The organism is Neisseria viridiae (genome assembly GCF_962747995.1).
Lineage (GTDB): Bacteria > Pseudomonadota > Gammaproteobacteria > Burkholderiales > Neisseriaceae > Neisseria > Neisseria viridiae.
Map to the genome: position 1 here is coordinate 220,074 of NZ_CAUJAJ010000001.1, position 21,613 is coordinate 241,686.

Consider the following 21,613-nt stretch of genomic DNA (forward strand, 5'->3'; position numbering starts at 1 on the left):
AGGACAAAGATTATGAAAAAAATTCAAGCAGATGTCGTCGTAATCGGCGGCGGTACTGCCGGTATGGGTGCGTTTCGCAATGCCCGTTTACATTCGGACAATGTTTATCTGATTGAAAACAACGTGTTCGGCACAACATGCGCGCGCGTGGGCTGTATGCCTTCCAAACTCTTGATTGCCGCCGCAGAGGCGCGCCATCACGCACTGCATACCGACCCGTTCGGCGTGCATTTGGACAAAGACAGCATCGTCGTCAACGGCAAAGAAGTCATGCAGCGCGTCAAATCCGAGCGCGATCGTTTTGTCGGCTTTGTCGTTGCCGATGTGGAAGAATGGCCTGCCGACAAACGCATCATGGGTTCGGCTAAATTTATCGACGAGCATACCGTCCAAATCGACGACCATACCCAAATCACGGCAAAAAGTTTCGTGATTGCTACCGGTTCGCGTCCCATCATCCTGCCGCAGTGGCAGTCTTTGGGCGACCGTTTGATTATCAACGACGACGTTTTCTCATGGGATACGCTGCCTAAGCGCGTTGCCGTGTTCGGGCCGGGCGTTATCGGTTTGGAACTGGGTCAGGCATTGCACCGTTTGGGCGTGAAAGTCGAGATTTTCGGCTTGGGCGGCATCATCGGCGGCATTTCCGACCCCGTCGTTTCAGACGAGGCGAAAGCCGTGTTCGGCGAAGAATTGAAACTGCATTTGGATGCTAAAACCGAGGTCAAACTCGACGCAGACGGCAATGTAGAAGTCCATTGGGAGCAGGATGGCGAAAAAGGCGTATTTGTTGCCGAATATATGCTGGCAGCCGTAGGCCGCCGTCCGAACGTTGACAATATCGGTTTGGAAAATATCAATATCGAAAAAGATGCGCGCGGCGTACCCGTTGCCGACCCGCTGACCATGCAAACCAGCATTCCGCATATCTTTATTGCGGGCGACGCGTCCAACCAACTGCCCCTGCTGCACGAAGCCGCCGACCAAGGCAAGATTGCCGGCGACAACGCGGGCCACTATCCGAATATCGGCGGCGGTTTGCGCCGCAGCACCATCGGCGTGGTGTTCACCAGTCCGCAAATCGGCTTCGTCGGTTTGAAATACGCGCAGGTTGCCGCGCAATATCAGCCAGACGAATTTGTCATCGGCGAAGTGTCGTTCAAAAACCAAGGTCGCAGCCGCGTGATGCTGGTAAACAAAGGCCATATGCGTCTGTATGCCGAAAAAGCAACCGGCCGCTTCATCGGTGCGGAAATCGTAGGCCCTGCCGCCGAACATTTGGCGCACCTGTTGGCTTGGGCACATCAAATGGAGATGACCGTTCCGCAAATGCTGGATATGCCGTTCTACCATCCTGTTATCGAGGAAGGTCTGCGTACCGCGTTGCGCGATGCCGATGCGAAATTGAAAGCCTGACCGATATGGCAAAACAATGCCGTCTGAAATTTTTTCAGACGGCATTTTATTTTTGGGGATGGGGTTGGAGGTCGGATGCTGATACCGTGTCGGGAAGGGAGCGGCAAAACTAAAAATCTTTCTTTTAATCTGCTGTTTCCACGCGTGTTTGTCAAAATCTATCAGTTTGTTTTTAAAATACACTGTTCAAAATGAGATAAAACAGGTAAATTAACGTTTATGTAACCCAGTGTAGCAATGGGTTTACGGTTTTTGAGTCGATATATAACTACAGAGGAATTGACTATGTCTGTCAAACCGCGTCCTGTTTATCTGGATTTGCCGAACATCCGTCTGCCGATACCCGGGATAGTTTCCATCTTTCACCGCATCAGCGGGGTCGGGCTGTTTATTATGCTGCCTTTCCTGCTGTATTTCCTGTCCGGCACCCTAAGTCAAGAATCTGCATTTGAAACTTACCGTGCCATTATTTCCCATCCTTTGGTCAAGCTGGTTTTAATCGGCGTATTGTGGGCTTATCTGCACCATTCCCTTGCCGGTATCCGCTTTTTATTTTTGGATGCACACAAAGGCCTTGAGCTGAATACTGCGCGCAATACCGCTAAAGCCGTATTTGCTTCTGCATTGGTTTTGACTGTCGTTTTGGGAGCGTTGTTATGGTAGAACGTAAATTGACCGGTGCCCATTACGGTTTGCGCGATTGGGCAATGCAACGTGCGACTGCGGTTATTATGTTGATTTATACCGTTGCACTTTTAGTGGTTCTATTTTCCCTGCCTAAAGAATATTCGGCATGGCAGGCGTTTTTCAATCAAACTTGGGTGAAAGTGTTTACCCAAGTGAGCTTTTTGGCCGTATTCCTGCATGCATGGGTAGGTATCCGCGATTTGTGGATGGACTACATTAAGCCTTTCGGCGTGCGTTTGTTTTTACAAGTTGCCACCATAGTTTGGTTGGTCGGCTGCTTGGTATATTCAGTTAAAGTAATCTGGGGGTAAGTATGGGTTTTCCTGTTCGCAAGTTTGATGCCGTGATTGTCGGCGGTGGTGGTGCAGGTTTACGCGCAGCCCTCCAATTATCCAAATCCGGTCTGAATTGTGCCGTTTTGTCTAAAGTGTTCCCGACCCGTTCGCATACCGTAGCGGCGCAGGGCGGTATTTCCGCTTCGCTGGGTAATGTGCAGGAAGACCGTTGGGACTGGCATATGTACGATACCGTGAAAGGTTCCGACTGGCTGGGCGACCAAGATGCGATTGAGTTTATGTGTCGCGCTGCACCTGAAGCGGTGATTGAGTTGGAACACATGGGCATGCCTTTTGACCGCGTGGAAAGCGGCAAAATTTATCAGCGTCCTTTCGGCGGTCATACTGCTGAACACGGTAAACGTGCGGTAGAACGTGCATGTGCGGTTGCCGACCGTACCGGTCATGCGATGTTGCATACTTTGTACCAACAAAACGTCCGTGCCAATACACAATTCTTTGTGGAATGGACGGCGCAAGATTTGATTCGTGATGAAAACGGCGACGTCGTCGGTGTGACTGCCATGGAAATGGAAACCGGTGAAGTTTATATTTTCCACGCTAAAGCTGTGATGTTTGCTACCGGCGGTGGCGGTCGTATTTATGCTTCTTCTACCAATGCCTATATGAATACCGGTGACGGTTTGGGCATTTGTGCCCGTGCGGGCATTCCGTTGGAAGATATGGAATTCTGGCAATTCCACCCGACCGGCGTGGCGGGTGCGGGCGTATTGATTACCGAAGGCGTACGCGGCGAGGGCGGTATTCTGTTGAACGCTGACGGCGAGCGTTTTATGGAACGTTATGCGCCGACGGTGAAAGACTTGGCTTCTCGCGACGTGGTTTCACGCGCGATGGCAATGGAAATCTATGAAGGTCGCGGCTGCGGTAAAAACAAAGACCACGTCTTGCTGAAAATCGACCATATCGGCGCAGAAAAAATTATGGAAAAACTGCCGGGCATCCGCGAGATTTCCATTCAGTTTGCCGGTATCGATCCGATTAAAGACCCGATTCCGGTTGTGCCGACTACCCACTATATGATGGGCGGCATTCCGACCAATTACCACGGCGAAGTCGTTGTGCCGCAAGGCGGCGAGTACGAAGTGCCTGTAAAAGGTTTGTATGCCGCAGGTGAGTGCGCCTGTGCTTCCGTACACGGTGCGAACCGTTTGGGTACGAACTCCCTGCTGGACTTGGTGGTGTTCGGTAAAGCCGCCGGCGACAGTATGATTAAATTCATCAAAGAACAAAACGGCTGGAAACCCCTGCCTGCAAATGCGGGCGAGCTGACCCGCCAACGTATTGAACGCTTGGATAACCAAACCGGCGGCGAAAACGTCGATGCGCTGCGCCGCGAACTGCAACGCTCCGTCCAACTGCACGCCGGCGTGTTCCGTACCGATGCGATTTTGGCGGAAGGTGTGAAACAGGTGATGGCGATTGCCGAGCGCGTGAAACGTACCGAAATCAAAGACAAGAGCAAAGTGTGGAATACCGCGCGTATCGAGGCTTTGGAATTGGACAACCTGATTGAAGTGGCGAAAGCGACTTTGGTGTCTGCCGAAGCGCGTAAGGAATCCCGTGGCGCGCACGCTTCAGACGACCATCCTGAGCGCGATGACGAAAATTGGATGAAACACACCCTGTATCATTCAAATACCAACACCTTGTCTTACAAACCGGTACACACCAAGCCTTTGAGCGTGGAATACATCAAACCGGCCAAGCGCGTTTATTGATGCGTTTTCAGACGGCCTTCGCCTCAAAGGCCGTCTGAAACCTAACCATACCCACATTGAACTGCTTGAATCCATAATACAAAATCATTGGGCAGTTGATGAGAAAAGGAACACTTCTCATGGAAAAAATGAGTTTTGAAATTTACCGTTACAACCCGGATGTTGATGCCAAGCCTTATATGCAGCGTTACGAGTTGGAATTGGAATCGACCGACGTGAAACTTTTGGACGCACTGGTGCGCCTGAAAGCGCAAGACGATACCCTGTCTTTCCGCCGTTCCTGCCGCGAAGGTATTTGCGGTTCGGACGGTATGAACATCAACGGCAAAAACGGCTTGGCGTGTCTGACCGATTTACGCAGCCTGAAACAGCCTGTCAAGATCCGCCCGTTGCCCGGTCTGCCTGTCATCCGCGACCTGATTGTGGATATGACCCAGTTCTTCAAACAATACCATTCCATCAAACCGTATGTCGTTAACGACAATCCGATTGATGCGGACAAAGAGCGTCTGCAAACTCAGGAAGAGCGCAAAGAGTTGGACGGCTTGTACGAATGTATTTTGTGTGCCTGCTGTTCGACCGCCTGCCCGTCGTTTTGGTGGAATCCCGACAAATTCGTCGGTCCGTCCGGCTTGCTGAACGCCTACCGCTTCATTGCGGACAGCCGAGATACCATCACTAATGAGCGTTTGGACAATTTGAACGATCCGTACCGTTTGTTCCGCTGCCACACCATTATGAACTGTGTGGACGTATGCCCCAAACACTTGAATCCGACCCGAGCCATCGGTAAGATTAAAGAGATTATGTTGAAACGAGCCGTTTAAGAAATGATGGTTTTTGACGATATTGCCAAACGGAAAATCCGTTTTCAAACCCGCCGGGGATTATTGGAATTAGATTTAATCTTCGGCAGGTTTATGGAAAAAGAATTCGAGCACCTGAGTGATCAGGAATTGTCCGAATTTTCCGAAATCCTCGAATTTCAAGACCAAGAATTGCTTGCCTTGATTAACGGACATTCGGCGACGGACAAGAAGCACCTGATTCCCATGCTTGAAAAAATCAGACAGGCATGAGGCATCCGAAATCTGCCTGCGGGCAGATTTCAAAATGCAAAGGCCGTCTGAAGGCAAAGAACGTGCTGCGGATGCAGCAACGTGGGTTACAACTTGCAAAGGAGCGATAATATGTCCAAATCAATCAAACTCAACGTACCGGGTCAGGCAGGCTTGGATCTGCCGGTATTGGAAGCCAGCATCGGGCATGATGTGGTTGACATTCGGGGGCTGACAAAAAATACAGGTTTGTTTTCATTTGATCCCGGATTTGTTTCAACCGCAAGCTGTGAGTCTAAAATTACTTATATCGACGGCGATCAAGGCTTGCTTTATTATCGCGGATACCCCATCGAGCAGCTGGCCGAAAAGTCCGATTATTTGGAAGTCTGCTACCTGTTGATTTACGGCGAACTGCCGACTCCCGAGCAAAAGGCAGAATTTGACAATACCGTCAGCCGCCACACGATGGTGCATGAGCAGCTGACTTGGTTCTTCCGGGGTTTCCGCCGCGACGCGCATCCGATGGCGATGATGGTCGGCGTGGTTGGCGCGCTGTCTGCGTTCTACCAAGACAGCTTGGATATTACCAATCCCGAACACCGAAAAATCGCAATTTACCGTCTGATTTCCAAAATTCCGACAATCGCGGCAATGTGTTACCGCTATTCCAACGGTCTGCCGTTCAATTATCCGAAGAATAATCTTTCTTATTCCGAAAACTTCCTTCATATGATGTTCGCCACGCCGTGTGAAGACTACAAACCCAATCCCGTTTTGGCACGCGCACTCGACCGCATCTTTATTTTGCATGCCGACCACGAGCAAAACGCCTCAACTTCAACCGTCCGTCTGGCAGGGTCTTCGGGTGCGAACCCGTTTGCCTGTATTGCTGCCGGTATCGCCTGCCTGTGGGGTGCTTCGCACGGCGGTGCGAACGAAGCTGTGTTGAAGATGCTGGACGAAATCGGCGATGTATCTAATGTTGCCGCATACATGGAAGGTGTGAAACAACGCAAATACCGTCTGATGGGCTTCGGTCACCGCGTATACCGCAATATGGACCCGCGAGCCAGCATCATGCGCGAAACCTGTTATGAAGTTTTGAAAGAATTGGGTCTGGAAGACAGTCCGAAATTCAAACTGGCGATGGAATTGGAACAGATTGCGCTGAAAGACCCGTTCTTTATCGAACGCAAACTGTATCCCAATGTCGATTTCTATTCCGGCATCGTCCTGTCCGCGCTGGGCATCCCGACCGAAATGTTTACCGTCATCTTCGCCCTGTCGCGCAGCGTGGGCTGGATTTCGCACTGGCACGAGATGATTAGCGATCCTTCGCTGAAAATCGGCCGTCCCCGCCAGCTTTATACCGGTTCGGAACGCCGCGATTATGTGCCGGCAGGCGAGAGGTAACATACATTAATATATTGTCAAACAGGCAATATCAGAGAACCGGATTGTTTCCCGAATCCGTCTGATTGTAGTCGGATGAAATCAATGCAAGCAATCCGGTTTAAAATAGGGTAGAATAAAATGTCTTTTCAGACGGCATCAGTTCCGCCGTCAGGACGCGGATTTCTACCCTTTGTTTATATTTTAAAGAAAAGAGCGCACGCCATGATGGACGAAAAACTCAATTTCTCTTACCTGTTCGGTTCAAACGCACCCTACATTGAGGAATTGTACGAGGCTTTTTTGGAAAACCCCGATGCGGTTGATGAAAAATGGAAGCAGTATTTCACCGATTTGAGCAAACAGCCGGGGACGGTTGCTGTCGATGTCGCACACACACCGATTCGCGAATCATTTGTTACTTTGGCGAAAAAGAAAATTGCATCTGCCGTTGCGGGCGGTGCGGATGAGGCAATGCTGAAAAAGCAAGTCAGCGTTTTACGGCTGATTTCCGCCTATCGTATCCAAGGCGTGGGTGCGGCACGGCTCGATCCGCTCAAACGTATCCCCCCGCGCGACATTGAAGCCCTCGATCCGAAATTCCACGGTCTGTCTGATGCCGATATGGCGCTTCAATTCAATATGGGCGAGGGTGATTTTGCCAATCGCGGCAAGCTGCCCTTGTCCCAAATCATCAGCAACCTCAAACAAACCTACTGCGGCCACATCGCATTGGAATATATCTATATTCCCAATACCGAAGAGCGTCGTTGGGTACGCAACTATTTTGAAAGCGTATTGTCCACACCGCATTACAATGCCGATCAAAAACGCCGTATCTTGAAAGAGATGACCGCTGCCGAAACTTTGGAGCGTTATCTGCATACCAAATATGTCGGTCAAAAACGCTTTGGTGTCGAAGGCGGCGAAAGCGCGATTGCCGGTTTGAACTACCTGATTCAAAACGCCGGTAAAGACGGCGTGGAAGAAGTCATCATCGGTATGGCGCACCGTGGCCGTCTGAATGTTTTGGTTAACATCTTGGGCAAAAAACCGGCCGATCTGTTTGCCGAATTTGAAGGCCGTGCCGAAATCAAATTGCCCAGCGGCGACGTGAAATACCACATGGGCTTCAGCTCCGATATTGCCACCCCTCACGGCCCGATGCACGTTTCTTTGGCGTTCAACCCGTCACACTTGGAAATCGTCAATCCGGTGGTGGAAGGTTCTGCGCGCGCCAAACAAAAACGTTTGGGCGAAAACGGCCGCGACAAAGTCTTGCCGGTATTGATTCACGGCGACTCAGCATTTATCGGTCTGGGAGTCAACCAAGCGACATTCAACCTGTCTAAAACGCGCGGTTATACCACCGGCGGTACGGTTCATATCGTGATCAACAACCAAATCGGCTTTACCACTTCCGATATCCGCGATACCCGTTCAACCGTACACTGTACCGATATCGCGAAAATGGTTTCCGCTCCGGTTATCCATGTGAATGGCGATGATCCTGAGCGCGTTTGCTTTGCCATCCAAGCCGCTTTGGATTACCGCAAAAAATTCCATAAAGACATCGTGATCGACGTTGTCTGCTACCGTAAATGGGGCCACAACGAGGGTGATGATCCAACCTTGACCCAACCGATGATGTACAAAAAAGTATCGCAACACCCGGGTGCGCGTGCTTTGTACACCGAGCAACTGATTGCCGAAGGCGTGGTAACTCAAGCAGAGGCTGACGGTTACATCCAAGCCTACCGCGATGCTTTGGACAAAGGCGAACACGTCGAGCAAACAACGTTGAGCAACTTCCAACGCACGCAAATCGACTGGAGCAAATACCAAGGTAAAGATTGGCGCGAACACATCGAAACCGGTTTGCCTGCCGCAGATATTGAGCGTCTTACCGAGAAATTTACCGCTGTACCGGAAGGCTTTGCCCTGCATCCGACTGCAAAACGTGTGATTGAAGCGCGTAAAGCCATGGCATCCGGCAAACAAGCCATCGACTGGGGTATGGCCGAAACCTTGGCATACGCAAGCCTGCTGACAAAAGGTCATGGTGTGCGTATCTCCGGTGAGGACTCCGGCCGCGGTACATTCTCACACCGTCATGCCGTTCTGCACGATCAAAAACGCGAAAAATGGGACGACGGTACTTATGTTCCTCTGCGCAACATGGGCGAAGGCTTGGGCGAGTTCCTGGTTATCGACTCTATCTTGAACGAAGAAGCTGTGATGGCGTTCGAGTACGGCTTTGCCTGCTCCGCTCCTGACAAGCTGACCATTTGGGAAGCGCAATTCGGTGACTTCGCCAACGGCGCACAAGTAACTATCGACCAATTCCTGTCTTCAGGCGAAACCAAATGGGGTCGTTTGTGCGGTCTGACCACCATCCTGCCGCATGGCTACGACGGTCAAGGTCCTGAGCACTCTTCTGCACGCGTAGAACGTTGGTTGCAACTGTGTTCTGAGAACAATATGCAAGTCATCATGCCGTCTGAAGCGTCGCAAATGTTCCACCTCTTGCAACGCCAAGTCTTGGGTTCATACCGCAAACCGCTGGTGATTTTCATGTCCAAACGCCTGTTGCGCTTCAAAGGTGCAATGAGCCCGCTGGAAAACTTCACCGAAGGTTCGACTTTCCGTCCGGTTATCGGCGATACCGCAGAACGCGCAAGCAACGACAGCGTGAAACGCGTGGTATTGTGTGCCGGTCAGGTTTACTATGACTTGGAAGCCGGTCGTGCCGAACGTAAACTGGAAGATGATGTTGCTATCGTCCGCGTTGAGCAGCTGTATCCGTTCCCATACGACGAGGTTAAAGCTGAACTGGCGAAATATCCGAACGCAAAATCTGTGGTTTGGGCACAAGAAGAGCCGAAAAACCAAGGCGCGTTCTACCAAATCCGCCACCGCATCGAAGACGTTATCAGCGAAGAGCAAAAACTGTCTTATGCTGGTCGTCCAAGCAGCGCATCACCTGCCGTGGGCTACTCAAGCAAACACATTGCTCAATTGAAACAATTGGTTGAAGATGCTTTGGCATTGTAAACCAAGTAGCATTCCGTCTGAGTTTGCTCAGGCGGAATGCCCATATGCAGAATTAAAAACACACAACAGGCCGTCTGAAAGGGCCATTGGAGACACAAAATGATTATTGATGTAAAAGTACCTATGCTGTCTGAAAGCGTATCTGAAGGCACGCTCTTGGAATGGAAGAAGAAAGTTGGCGAAGCCGTTGCCCGTGACGAAATCCTGATCGATATCGAAACTGACAAAGTGGTTTTAGAAGTACCTTCTCCACAAGCCGGCGTATTGGTTGAAATCGTAGCTCAAGACGGTGAAACCGTTGTTGCCGACCAAGTTTTGGCACGCATCGATACCGCTGCTACTGCCGCCGCTGAAGCACCTGCCGCCGCGCCTGCCGAAGCTGCCCCAGCCGCCGCTCCTGCTGCTGCACAAAACAACGCCGCTATGCCTGCTGCTGCCAAACTGGCTGCCGAGACCGGTGTTGACGTGAACGCATTGCAAGGTTCCGGCCGTGACGGTCGCGTCTTGAAAGAAGACGTACAAAATGCCGCGGCCAAACCTGCCGCAGCCGCTGCTCCTGCCGTTGCACTTCCTGCCGGCGCACGTCCTGAAGAACGCGTACCAATGAGCCGCCTGCGTGCCCGTGTTGCAGAACGCCTCTTGGCTTCTCAACAAGAAAACGCCATTCTGACTACATTCAACGAAGTCAACATGAAACCAATCATGGACTTGCGTGCGAAGTACAAAGAAAAATTCGAGAAAGAGCACGGCGTAAAACTGGGCTTCATGTCCTTCTTCGTTAAAGCCGCGGTTGCCGCCCTGAAAAAATATCCGGTTGTGAATGCTTCTGTTGACGGCAAAGACATCGTGTACCACGGCTACTTCGACATCGGTATCGCAATTGGCAGCCCACGCGGTTTGGTTGTGCCAATCCTGCGCGATGCCGACCAAATGAGCATTGCCGACATCGAACAAGCAATTGTTGATTACGCGAAAAAAGCCAAAGACGGCAAAATCGCTATCGAAGATCTGACCGGCGGTACATTCAGTATTACCAACGGCGGTACTTTCGGTTCTATGATGTCTACCCCGATCATCAACCCACCTCAATCTGCGATTTTGGGTATGCACGCCACTAAAGAGCGCGCTGTGGTTGAAAACGGCCAAGTTGTTGTCCGTCCAATGATGTATCTGGCTCTGTCTTACGACCACCGTATCATTGACGGCCGCGAAGCTGTATTGACCTTGGTAGCTATTAAAGACGCGTTGGAAGACCCGGCCCGCCTGTTGTTGGATCTGTAATCGTTTCAGACGGCCTTTTATTTATTAATGAAAAGGCCGTCTGAATTTTTATTTAGATGTAGCGTAATGTAGTATCGTGCTACAATAGGCTCAACGAACGATTGAGGCCGTCTGAAACATTTGATTCGAATGAATCGACAGATATGGACTTTCAGACGGTCTTTTCTTAAAACCATCAAAACGCAGTCATTCAAAATAAAAAAGAAACAAAAAGTATCGTTTTTATTTTGAGATACTGCAAAAAGCAAAGGATGACACGATGTCTCAATATGATGTAGTAGTGATTGGTGCAGGCCCGGGCGGATACGTTGCCGCCATCCGTGCCGCGCAACTGGGTTTTAAAACCGCTTGCGTTGATGCAGGCGTTAACAAAGCAGGCAATGCCCCTGCATTGGGCGGTACTTGCTTAAACGTAGGCTGTATCCCTTCCAAAGCCCTGTTGCAATCCAGCGAACATTTCCACGCTGCGCAACACGAGTTTGCCGAACACGGTATCACTGTCGGCAACGTAAAATTCGATGCGGCCAAAATGATTGAGCGCAAAGATGCCATCGTGACCAAGCTGACCGGCGGCGTGAAATTCCTGTTCCAAAAAAACAAAGTAACCAGCCTGTTCGGTACTGCTTCCTTTGCCGGTAAAAATGGCGATGCTTACCAAATCGAAGTCGATAACAAAGGCGAGAAAGCCGTTATCGAAGCCAAACACGTCATCGTAGCCACCGGTTCCGTACCGCGTCCGCTGCCACAAGTTGCTATCGACAACGTAAACGTATTGGACAACGAAGGCGCATTGAACCTGACCGAAGTGCCTGCCAAACTCGGCGTGATCGGTTCCGGCGTGATTGGTCTGGAAATGGGTTCCGTATGGAACCGCGTAGGTGCAGAAGTTACCATTCTTGAAGCTGCGCCGACCTTCCTGGCTGCCGCCGACCAACAAATCGCCAAAGAAGCCTTCAAATACTTTACCAAAGAGCAAGGCTTGAGCATTGAATTGGGCGTGAAAATCGGCGACATCAAATCTGAAGGCAAAGGCGTTTCCGTTGCTTACGAAACAGCTGCCGGTGAAGCCAAAACCGAAGTATTCGACAAACTCATCGTTGCTATCGGCCGTATTCCAAACACCAAAGGCCTGAACGCCGAAGCTGTAGGTTTGGAAAAAGACGAACGCGGCTTTATCAAAGTAGATGGCGAATGCCGTACCAACCTGCCTAACGTATGGGCAATTGGCGACGTGGTTCGCGGCCCGATGTTGGCACACAAAGCCAGCGACGAAGGCGTTGCCGTTGCTGAGCGCATTGCCGGTCAAAAACCGCATATCGACTTCAACAACGTACCATTCGTGATTTACACCGACCCTGAAATCGCTTGGGTGGGTAAAACCGAAGAGCAGCTCAAAGCCGAAGGCGTGGAGTACAAAAAAGGTACTTCAGGTTTCGGTGCAAACGGTCGCGCATTGGCAATGGGCAAAGCCAAAGGTACGGTTAAAGTGTTGGCAGATGCCAAAACCGACCGTATCTTGGGCGTACACATGATCGGCCCGGTTGTCAGCGAATTGGTTACCGAAGGCGTGACTGCGCTCGAATTCTTCGCCAGCAGCGAAGACATCGCCCGCATTATCCATGCCCACCCAACCTTGTCCGAAGTGGTTCACGAAGCTGCATTGGCGGCCGACAAACGCGCTTTGCACGGTTGATAGACATTAAGGCCGTCTGAAACTTTTCAGACGGTCTTAAGGCCTTCGACAAATTGAATGTTCCGAGAGCTTCGTTTTCTGATTTATAATTCCATCAGGCAAACAAACAGCATTTACATTCATTATGAACAAAGAAATAGTCGGTATTTTCTTTATACCGATGGGCATCATCAGCATGTGTATGGCCGCATTGTGGCAAATGTATGTGATGATGACCGAAACTTATACGCTCAACCGTTTCAAAGATAAAGAATTGGTTTGGCGCGTGGCATTGTTGTTTATCAGTTTCAGCCTTGCCGTTTATCTACTCTGCCCGAATTCACGTAAAAAAGGCATCGTCTTTTTTATTCTCGGAGGAGGCGGTGCAGCCATGTATCTGCTGGCGCGGATGTGGCTGCCCTTCAGTAAATAGTAGGGCCGTCTGAAAATATGGGATTGGCCGCAGGGCGATTCCTAAAACCCACTCACCTTAAGGAGAAATCCATGAATTTACACGAGTATCAGGCTAAAGAACTGCTGGCTAGCTACGGTTTGCCCGTACAAGGCGGTATTTTGGCACACAACGGCGAAGAAGCCGCTGCAGCTTACGACAAATTGGGCGGCAAATTCGCTGTTGTCAAAGCACAAGTACACGCCGGCGGCCGCGGTAAAGCGGGCGGCGTAAAAGTCGTTAAAAGCCGCGAAGAAGCTAAAGAAGTGGCTGAAAGCCTGATTGGCACCAACTTGGTAACTTACCAAACCGATGCCAACGGCCAACCTGTCAACAGCGTTTTGGTTTGTGAAGATATGTATCCGGTTCAAACCGAGCTGTACTTGGGCGCAGTGGTTGACCGTTCTACCCGCCGCGTTACATTCATGGCTTCTACCGAAGGTGGCGTAGAAATCGAAAAAGTTGCTGCCGAAACTCCAGAAAAAATCTTCAAAGTAACCGTTGATCCGCTGGTCGGCCTGCAACCTTGCCAAGCTCGCGAAGTTGCCTTCCAACTGGGCTTGAAAGACAAACAAATCAACGAGTTCGTCAAACTGATGACCGGCGCGTACAAAGCGTTTGTCGAAAACGACTTCGCCCTGTTTGAAGTCAACCCGCTGGCAGTTCGCGAAAACGGCGCACTGGCTTGCGTGGACGGCAAAATCGGCATCGACAGCAACGCGCTCTACCGCCTGCCAAAAATCGCTGAATTGCGCGACAAATCTCAAGAAAACGAACGTGAACTGAAAGCTTCTGAATTCGACCTGAACTATGTTGCCCTGGAAGGCAACATCGGCTGTATGGTTAACGGTGCCGGTTTGGCGATGGCCACCATGGACATCATCAAACTCAAAGGCGGTCAACCTGCCAACTTCTTGGACGTTGGCGGCGGCGCAACCAAAGACCGCGTGGTTGAAGCGTTCAAACTGATTTTGGAAGACAAATCCGTTAAAGGCGTATTGATCAACATCTTCGGCGGTATCGTACGTTGCGACATGATTGCGGAAGCCATCGTGGCAGCCGTTAAAGAAATCAACGTCGACGTTCCTGTCGTTGTTCGTTTGGAAGGTAACAACGCCGAACTCGGCGCGAAAATCCTGAACGAATCAGGTCTGAAACTGACTTCCGCCGACGGCCTGAATGACGCAGCCGAAAAAATTGTTGCAGCCGTAAACGCCTAAGGAGAAAAGAATGAGCGTATTGATTAATAAAGACACCAAAGTATTGGTTCAAGGTTTCACCGGTAAAAACGGTACTTTCCACTCCGAACAAGCTCTGGCTTACGGCACTAAAGTTGTCGGCGGCGTTACCCCGGGCAAAGGCGGTCAAACCCACCTGAACCTGCCTGTATTCAACACCATGAAAGAAGCCGTTAAAGAAACCGGCGCTGATGCATCTGTAATTTACGTTCCAGCTCCGTTTGTTTTGGATTCTATCGTTGAAGCCGTTGATTCAGGCGTAGGCTTGGTCGTTGTGATTACCGAAGGCGTGCCTACTTTGGACATGCTCAAAGCCAAACGTTACTTGGAAACCAACGGCAACGGTACCCGCTTGGTCGGCCCTAACTGCCCGGGCGTGATTACTCCGGGTGAGTGCAAAATCGGCATTATGCCGGGCCATATCCACCAACCTGGCCGCATCGGTATTATTTCCCGTTCCGGTACATTGACTTACGAAGCCGTGGCACAAACCACCAAACTGGGCTTGGGTCAATCAACCTGTATCGGTATCGGCGGCGACCCGATTCCTGGTATGAACCAAATCGACGCGCTGAAACTCTTCCAAGAAGACCCGGATACCGACGCCATCATCATGATCGGTGAAATCGGCGGTACTGCGGAAGAAGAAGCAGCCGAATACATCCAATCCAACGTAACCAAACCCGTTGTCGGCTACATCGCAGGTGTGACCGCTCCTAAAGGCAAACGCATGGGCCACGCCGGTGCGATTATCTCTGGTGGTAAAGGTACTGCCGAAGAAAAATTTGCCGCTTTCGAAAAAGCCGGCATCGCCTACACCCGCAGCCCTGCCGAATTGGGCAGCACCATGCTGGAAGTGTTGAAAGCAAAAGGTTTGGCATAATCAGGTTTGACAACTGATTGAACATCAAATGCCGTCTGAAACCGGAAATCGGGTTTCAGACGGCATTTTGTTTGTCATTTCAAAAAGAGGCAGCCTCAACATACCCACATTATTTTTTCCCCTTTGAGGCAGTCAGAATATTTATCGGTCAAACAGGGGTAAACCCGTAAATTGCCTCTTGCACCTTATTCACCTGAGCTCAACCCGATTGAGAAAGTGTGGGCGAATATTAAGCGGTATCTGCAAACCGTTTTGTCTGATTACGCCCGATTTGACGATGCACTACTGTCCTATTTTGATTTTAATTGATTATATTTTTGCAGGATTCTGTTTTAGCACGCGACATTTTTTGTTTGATAGGATTGGAATGGATGTAGTCCGCGCAACGCTGCAAATCCGTTTCGTCGCGCACGGTGTGTTCGTAAAAACGCCGTTGCCAAATACCGCGTTCGTGCCGCCGCTGTTTATCGGCGGATAAGTTTTTAGTATGAGGGGAATATGCGGAGAATTTGGTTTTAATCAGCCGCCGGAGTAGGGAATAATCCGCATCATCGGGCGGCAGCGTCCAAATGGCGTGGATATGGTTCGGCAGCACGCATACGGCGACGGTTTCAAAGGGATATTGTTTTGGCACATCCATATAAGCCGCACGCGAAGCCGATATGTTCGACAAGCAGGCGTGATTTTGGGTCGGCGGGTTTGACGGTGAAAAAGAACGTGCCGCCGGCAATGGAGTTTCTGCGATAACGCGCCATAGGATTTCTGTTTGTGGTTTGAGAGTTGGAGAAGGAATAGTTTATTGTTTAAGGTTTTGACTTTGTTGGAGCTGACGTTTTCAAACGACATTGGAGGGTGTCTGAAAGCACTAGCTTCAACAAAGTTAAAAGTTGAAACGGAAAACTGTCAATCAAGCAACCGCGTGTGTGCGTACCGCACACACCCTACGCGTTGGTTTTGAAGTTCCGCGTGATTCACAGGTAGGGTGTGTGGCGTAGCCACGCACGCGCGTGGATTGGGTGTGCAGGCTACGGCTTGCTATTCTTTCAAAAAACCATATTTGTAAACCAGCGGTTCGAGTTTGTTGGCAAGCTTGGTATATGCTTCTTCGAATTTAGAGAAATCTGTTTGAGGAGAAGCTTTTTTCAATGCGTTTCGGATCTGATACCAACCTGCATCGGCATTGTCCAGTAGATATTCATCGCGGATTTTGCGCTCAATATCTGCGGTGTAAAATGCTTCCCACAGTTTCAGCCCTTCGTTGTAAACGGCTTTAGCTTCTTTGGAAAGTTTTTTGTTTTCCAAATAGTCGGACATAAAGTGGGAGTAGAATTTGTTTTTTGCACCTACCTGTTCTTCGGTATAGGGGATAAAATGGTTGGTCAGCTGCCATTTCTTACCGTTCCATTCCAGTGTGTCTTTTGCTGTGCCGGCGGTGAGGTTACTGTTGGAAAAGAGCATATACAGCAAACAATCGGTGTAGAAACTTTCGGGCAGTTTTTCAGACGGCTGCAAGAATTGGTCACGGTCGTTGAGCCATGTGGGTTTGATGATACGGCGGGCGGTAAATACAACAGCAGCTTTTTTCAAATTGTCCTTTGTTACTAAAAAACCACCTGCGCTGCAATAACCGGATGAAAACAAGGCAGTTGATTTTCCTGCATTTTGAAAATCATTACCCTTGCACATCATGCCGCCGATTGCATTATCCGCCCATTTTCTGCCACGAATATCGCCTGTGTTTTTTTCGGGCGGGGACAAAGCATTTTTCAGCGGCAATGCGTCCATATCATTAGGTTTGGCGCGTTCTATCCATTCGTTTAAAGACGGCTGTTCTGTTTCAATATAAAATTTTTTTTCGCCGAAGGCTTCGCATTTTTTATCAAATGCAGGTAGCTTGAAAACGGTTTCCTTACCTTTTTTGGACAAGTCCCAAATCAAAAAACCGATGGGGAAATCGCCTTTCAGTCCGTCAAAACTTTTGCTATGGACTACAAACCCGTTTAGGAATTTCGGCTGCCAAATTTCGCGGAACGGCTCAAAATTCGGTGCAGAAATATATTTCAATGTGCTGAATATGGCGATGACGGCATTCGGCAGTTCACATTGGATACGCAATAAAAACTGTACGAACAGTTCGCGTGTGGCGTAGCCCAGATCAGGTAAGGTTTTAGCAATTTTGTTTTGAGAAATACCGGTTTTATTTTTTGACGATCCGCTTACTGTATCCGCACTTGCCGCTTCACCATAAGGCGGATTAATCAGTACCAGAATCTTTTTCTTCTTGTCAGCTTTTGCCGTTTGGATGATTTCGCGCAGTTCAGACGGAATTTTGTCTGTCAGGCTGTAATCAATGCTGCCATCTTCGGCAATATCGTCGTTGAGATAGTCGTATTGGAAGCGGGTAGCGGCGGGAAACTGTCCACTTGTCTGCATGACGTTAATGTCGGCTTGGTCGAGTGTGGACATGAACACGTTGCGCCGGTTGCCGTGTTTGGTTTCGAGGTTGCCTACGCCGCAGCACATATCCCATACGATGTAGTTTTTCTGCCAGTTTTTACCCAGTGTATCGCTTAATAATTCATATGCTTTTTCAACTACTTTGAGTGGTGTGTAATACGCGCCTTTGAATTGTCGCTCGTCCAATGGGATAAGCTGGTCGCGCCGTTCCATCAGATAGTTGCGGTGTTCTTCGGCGGGCGGACGGTGGTAAATATTCCAAAACTCGCGGTAGCCTTTGATGCTGGCAAGCTCCAACAGTTCTCCACGCAAATAAAAGGCAGGCTTTTCATCGATAATGATCAGTCTGGTATCCAATTCCCTGCCAATAACGGCTTTCTTGCCATCGTGCATGATGTCGGCGTAAAACAGAAGGGCATAATCGGCTGGGTTGGATAGGTCTTTCAATTCCCTTCCGACCATTTCTACCCAACTGTCGAAAACTTTTTTCAAATTGTCGGGAGTGATTTGTGTTCGGACAATGCCGCCGTTTTTGATGCTGTCTTTGACGGCTTGGATAAATTCGGCTTCACTCTCAGCAATGTGGTAAACGATAAAGTGGTCGTTGATATACGGCGAGACTTGGGCGATGAGTTCGCGGCTGACTTGGCTAGCGGATTTACCCCATGCGATTTTTTTGTCTTTGAAAATCGGTGTGATGCTTTCAGTGGACATCAGTGCGGCTTTTTCGTTGTCGATGACGCAAAGCAAAGGAGGCAAAAATAGGGATTCTAGATGATTACCTTTATTGTAGGCATGGCAGACGTAATATAACAGTTGTGTAAACATTGTGTACACATCGGTGGGCTTATGTTTGGCTTCAAACCATATTTCTTCAGTTTGAATGTCAATCAGACCTTTGGTTACTTTTTTGAGCTTCAGCGCGGCAATGTAGGCATCTTTGACATCTTCTTCACTTTTTGCGTTTTGCAGACTCTGATACAAAGTCATTTCCGTTCTCCAAAATTTGACTATTTCAACATGGGTTTCAGGTATTTTCCAGTATAACTCCCCTTAACCTTCGCCACCTGCTCGGGACTGCCTTCCGCAATAATCCTGCCCCCCCCATCACCCCCTTCCGGCCCCAAGTCCACAATCCAATCCGCAGTTTTAATCACATCCAGATTATGCTCGATAATCACGATCGAGTTGCCTTTGCCTTTCAGACGGCCTATCACTTCCAGCAGCAGGGCGATGTCGGCGAAGTGCAGGCCGGTGGTGGGTTCGTCGAGGATGTAGAGCGTTCTGCCGGTGTCGCGTTTGGAGAGTTCCAAGGCGAGTTTGACGCGCTGGGCTTCGCCGCCGGAGAGGGTGGTGGCGGATTGGCCGAGGCGGATGTAGCCGAGGCCTACGTCCATGAGGGTTTGCAGTTTGCGCGATACGGTGGGGACGGCGTCGAAAAATTCGCGGGCTTCTTCGACGGTCATGTCGAGAACTTGGCTGATGTTTTTGCCTTTGTATTGGATTTCGAGGGTTTCGCGGTTGTAGCGTTTGCCGTGGCAGACTTCGCAGGGGACGTACACGTCGGGGAGGAAGTGCATTTCGACTTTAATCACGCCGTCGCCTTGGCAGGCTTCGCAGCGGCCGCCTTTGACGTTGAAGGAGAATCTGCCGACGTTGTAGCCGCGTTCGCGCGAGAGGGGTACGCCGGCGAAGAGTTCGCGGATGGGGGTGAACAGGCCGGTGTAGGTGGCGGGGTTGGAGCGCGGGGTGCGGCCGATGGGGGATTGGTCGACGTTGATGACTTTGTCGAGGTGTTCGAGGCCGTGGATGTCGTCGTATGGGGCGGGTTCTTCTTGGGCGCGGTTGAGTTCGCGGGCGGTAATTTTGGCGAGGGTGTCGTTAATCAGGGTGGATTTGCCGCTGCCGGATACGCCGGTGATGCAGGTAATCAAACCGAGCGGCAGTTCGAGGGTAACGTTTTTAAGGTTGTTGCCGCGCGCGCCCTTGAGGACAAGCATTCGCTCGGGATTGACGGGCGTGCGTTCAGACGGCACGGCAATGGATTTTTTGCCGCTGAGGTATTGTCCGGTAACGGAATTTTCGCATTTGGCGACGTTTTCGGGCGTATCGGCAATCAGTACGTTGCCGCCGTGTTCGCCTGCGCCGGGGCCCATATCGACGACGAAATCGGCTTCGCGGATGGCATCTTCGTCATGTTCGACCACAATCACGCTGTTGCCCAAATCGCGCAGGCGTTTGAGGGTGGCGAGCAGGCGGTCGTTGTCGCGTTGGTGCAGGCCGATGGAGGGTTCGTCCAAAACGTACATCACGCCGGTCAGGCCGCTGCCGATTTGGCTGGCGAGGCGGATGCGTTGGGCTTCGCCGCCGGAGAGGGTTTCGGCGGAGCGGCTTAAATTCAGGTAATCCAGCCCGACGTTAATCAGGAAGCCGAGCCGCTCGGTAATTTCTTTGAGGATTTTTTCGGCGATTTGTTTTTTGTTGCCGTCCAAATCCAGCGTTTCAAAGAATTGGTGGGTTTTGGTGAGCGGCCAGGCGGAAACTTCGTGCAAGGGTTCGCCGCCGACGTAAACGTAGCGCGCTTCTTTGCGCAAACGTGCGCCGCCGCAGCTCGGGCAGGCGCGGTGGTTTTGGTATTCGCGCAGTTTTTCGCGCACGGTTTCGCTGTCGGTTTCGCGGTAGCGGCGTTCGAGATTGGGGATGATGCCCTCGAAGGCGTGGCTGCGGTTGAAGGTGGTGCCGCGTTCGGACAGGTACGTGAAATCAATGACTTCTTTTCCCGAGCCGTGCAACACGACTTTTTTCACTTTTTCAGGTAGCGTTTCCCAAGCAGCCTGCACATCGAAACCGTAATGCCGCGCCAGCGACTGAATCATTTGGAAATAGAATTGGTTGCGCTTATCCCAGCCGTCAATCGCGCCTGCGGCTAAGGATAATTCGGGATGGGCGACCACTTTTTCGGGGTCGAAGAAATTGGTGTTGCCCAAGCCGTCGCAAGTCGGGCAGGAGCCCATCGGGTTGTTGAACGAAAAGAGACGCGGCTCTAATTCGGGCAGGCTGTACGAACATACGGGGCAGGCGAAACGCGCGGAAAACCAATGTTCTTCGCCGCTGTCCATCTCCATCGCCAGTGCGCGCTCGTTGCCGTGGCGTAATGCAGTTTCAAAGCTTTCTGCCAGTCGTTGTTTGACGTCCGCCTTCACTTTCACGCGGTCGATGACCACGTCGATATTGTGTTTGATGTTTTTTTCCAGCTTCGGCACTTCGTCCAGCTGATAGACCTCGCCGTCCACGCGCACCCGCGCAAAGCCCTGCGCCTGCAAGTCGGCAAAGAAATCGACAAACTCGCCCTTACGCTCGCGCACCGCCGGTGCCAGAATCATCACGCGCGTGTCTTCCGGCAGTTTCAAGACGGCATCGACCATCTGCGATACGGTCTGGCTCGACAACGGCAGATTATGTTCGGGGCAATACGGCGTGCCGACGCGTGCGTACAAAAGGCGCAGGTAATCGTGGATTTCCGTAACCGTGCCGACGGTGGAACGCGGATTGTGGCTGGTGGATTTCTGCTCGATGGAAATCGCGGGCGACAGACCCTCGATCAAATCGACGTCGGGTTTGTCCATCATCTGCAAAAACTGCCGCGCATAGGCGGAAAGGCTCTCGACATAACGCCGCTGCCCTTCGGCATACAGCGTGTCAAACGCCAGCGACGACTTGCCGCTGCCCGACAATCCTGTTACCACCACGAGCTTGTGGCGCGGAATGTCCAAATCGATGTTTTTCAAATTATGCGTGCGCGCGCCGCGGATGCGGATGGTGTCGTTGTCGTGCGAATGTTGGGGATGATGGTTGCACATAATGGATGCCGCCTGAAAAATAAAGGAAAACCGATATTGTAGCACTTTCTCGGATGCCGTCTGAAGCCGCGTTCAGACGGCATT

The 21,613-nt window shown here is 50.7% G+C and carries 16 protein-coding genes and 1 pseudogene; 14 read left to right on the top strand and 3 right to left on the bottom strand.

What is annotated here, in order from left to right; translation table 11 throughout:
* The first annotated feature begins 12 nt into the window (after positions 1-12).
* The 14 genes and pseudogenes from Q9J79_RS01235 to Q9J79_RS01300 all read left to right on the top strand — a co-directional run.
* On the top strand, positions 13-1,416 hold the full coding sequence (locus Q9J79_RS01235; RefSeq protein WP_301911352.1) for a dihydrolipoyl dehydrogenase: 1,404 nt from the start codon (positions 13-15) through the stop codon (positions 1,414-1,416).
* Between the two features lie 285 nt (positions 1,417-1,701).
* Entirely contained in the window at positions 1,702-2,079 is a 378-nt protein-coding gene (gene sdhC, locus Q9J79_RS01240) for a succinate dehydrogenase, cytochrome b556 subunit (RefSeq protein ID WP_301911351.1), read from the top strand.
* The gene (gene sdhD, locus Q9J79_RS01245) at positions 2,073-2,414 is read left to right on the top strand and encodes a succinate dehydrogenase, hydrophobic membrane anchor protein (RefSeq protein WP_301911350.1); all 342 of its coding nucleotides are present in this window, start codon (positions 2,073-2,075) and stop codon (positions 2,412-2,414) included. Before sdhC ends, sdhD begins: the two co-directional genes overlap by 7 nt.
* Positions 2,415-2,416: 2 nt before the next feature.
* Positions 2,417-4,180, top strand: a complete 1,764-nt coding sequence (gene sdhA / locus Q9J79_RS01250; protein ID WP_301911349.1) for a succinate dehydrogenase flavoprotein subunit — start codon at positions 2,417-2,419, stop codon at positions 4,178-4,180.
* A gap of 119 nt (positions 4,181-4,299) precedes the next feature.
* Complete coding sequence (locus tag Q9J79_RS01255) at positions 4,300-5,007, top strand: succinate dehydrogenase iron-sulfur subunit (protein WP_301911348.1); 708 nt, start codon at positions 4,300-4,302, stop codon at positions 5,005-5,007.
* Between the two features lie 3 nt (positions 5,008-5,010).
* The gene (locus Q9J79_RS01260; RefSeq protein ID WP_003678830.1) at positions 5,011-5,259 is read left to right on the top strand and encodes an FAD assembly factor SdhE; all 249 of its coding nucleotides are present in this window, start codon (positions 5,011-5,013) and stop codon (positions 5,257-5,259) included.
* A gap of 111 nt (positions 5,260-5,370) precedes the next feature.
* On the top strand, positions 5,371-6,654 hold the full coding sequence (gltA, locus tag Q9J79_RS01265; protein WP_301911347.1) for a citrate synthase: 1,284 nt from the start codon (positions 5,371-5,373) through the stop codon (positions 6,652-6,654).
* A gap of 204 nt (positions 6,655-6,858) precedes the next feature.
* Positions 6,859-9,687, top strand: a complete 2,829-nt coding sequence (locus Q9J79_RS01270; protein WP_301911346.1) for a 2-oxoglutarate dehydrogenase E1 component — start codon at positions 6,859-6,861, stop codon at positions 9,685-9,687.
* A 99-nt stretch (positions 9,688-9,786) separates the two neighbouring features.
* Positions 9,787-10,968 carry a 2-oxoglutarate dehydrogenase complex dihydrolipoyllysine-residue succinyltransferase gene (gene odhB, locus Q9J79_RS01275; RefSeq protein WP_002217383.1) on the top strand — a complete coding sequence of 394 codons (1,182 nt, stop codon included), beginning with the start codon at positions 9,787-9,789 and terminating at the stop codon, positions 10,966-10,968.
* A gap of 259 nt (positions 10,969-11,227) precedes the next feature.
* Positions 11,228-12,661: a dihydrolipoyl dehydrogenase gene (lpdA, locus tag Q9J79_RS01280; RefSeq protein WP_301911345.1), complete on the top strand. Its 1,434-nt coding sequence runs from the start codon at positions 11,228-11,230 to the stop codon at positions 12,659-12,661.
* Between the two features lie 124 nt (positions 12,662-12,785).
* Positions 12,786-13,073: a hypothetical protein gene (locus tag Q9J79_RS01285; protein WP_002213751.1), complete on the top strand. Its 288-nt coding sequence runs from the start codon at positions 12,786-12,788 to the stop codon at positions 13,071-13,073.
* Positions 13,074-13,144: 71 nt separating this feature from the next.
* Positions 13,145-14,311, top strand: a complete 1,167-nt coding sequence (gene sucC / locus Q9J79_RS01290; protein ID WP_002213744.1) for an ADP-forming succinate--CoA ligase subunit beta — start codon at positions 13,145-13,147, stop codon at positions 14,309-14,311.
* A gap of 10 nt (positions 14,312-14,321) precedes the next feature.
* Entirely contained in the window at positions 14,322-15,212 is an 891-nt protein-coding gene (sucD, locus tag Q9J79_RS01295; RefSeq protein ID WP_003755541.1) for a succinate--CoA ligase subunit alpha, read from the top strand.
* Positions 15,213-15,383: 171 nt separating this feature from the next.
* Positions 15,384-15,521 (top strand): annotated as a pseudogene (locus Q9J79_RS01300) (IS630 family transposase); the annotation flags it as partial.
* Here the strand turns inward: Q9J79_RS01300 and Q9J79_RS01305 are convergent.
* From Q9J79_RS01305 to uvrA, 3 genes are all read right to left on the bottom strand, one after another.
* The gene (locus Q9J79_RS01305; protein ID WP_301911343.1) at positions 15,514-15,852 is read right to left on the bottom strand and encodes an REP-associated tyrosine transposase; all 339 of its coding nucleotides are present in this window, start codon (positions 15,850-15,852) and stop codon (positions 15,514-15,516) included. The pseudogene Q9J79_RS01300 and the gene Q9J79_RS01305 sit on opposite strands and share 8 nt — an antisense overlap.
* Before the next feature lie 395 nt (positions 15,853-16,247).
* Entirely contained in the window at positions 16,248-18,659 is a 2,412-nt protein-coding gene (locus Q9J79_RS01310) for a hypothetical protein (protein ID WP_301911342.1), read from the bottom strand.
* A 20-nt stretch (positions 18,660-18,679) separates the two neighbouring features.
* On the bottom strand, positions 18,680-21,529 hold the full coding sequence (gene uvrA, locus Q9J79_RS01315) for an excinuclease ABC subunit UvrA (RefSeq protein WP_301911341.1): 2,850 nt from the start codon (positions 21,527-21,529) through the stop codon (positions 18,680-18,682).
* Between the last annotated feature and the right edge of the window lie 84 nt (positions 21,530-21,613).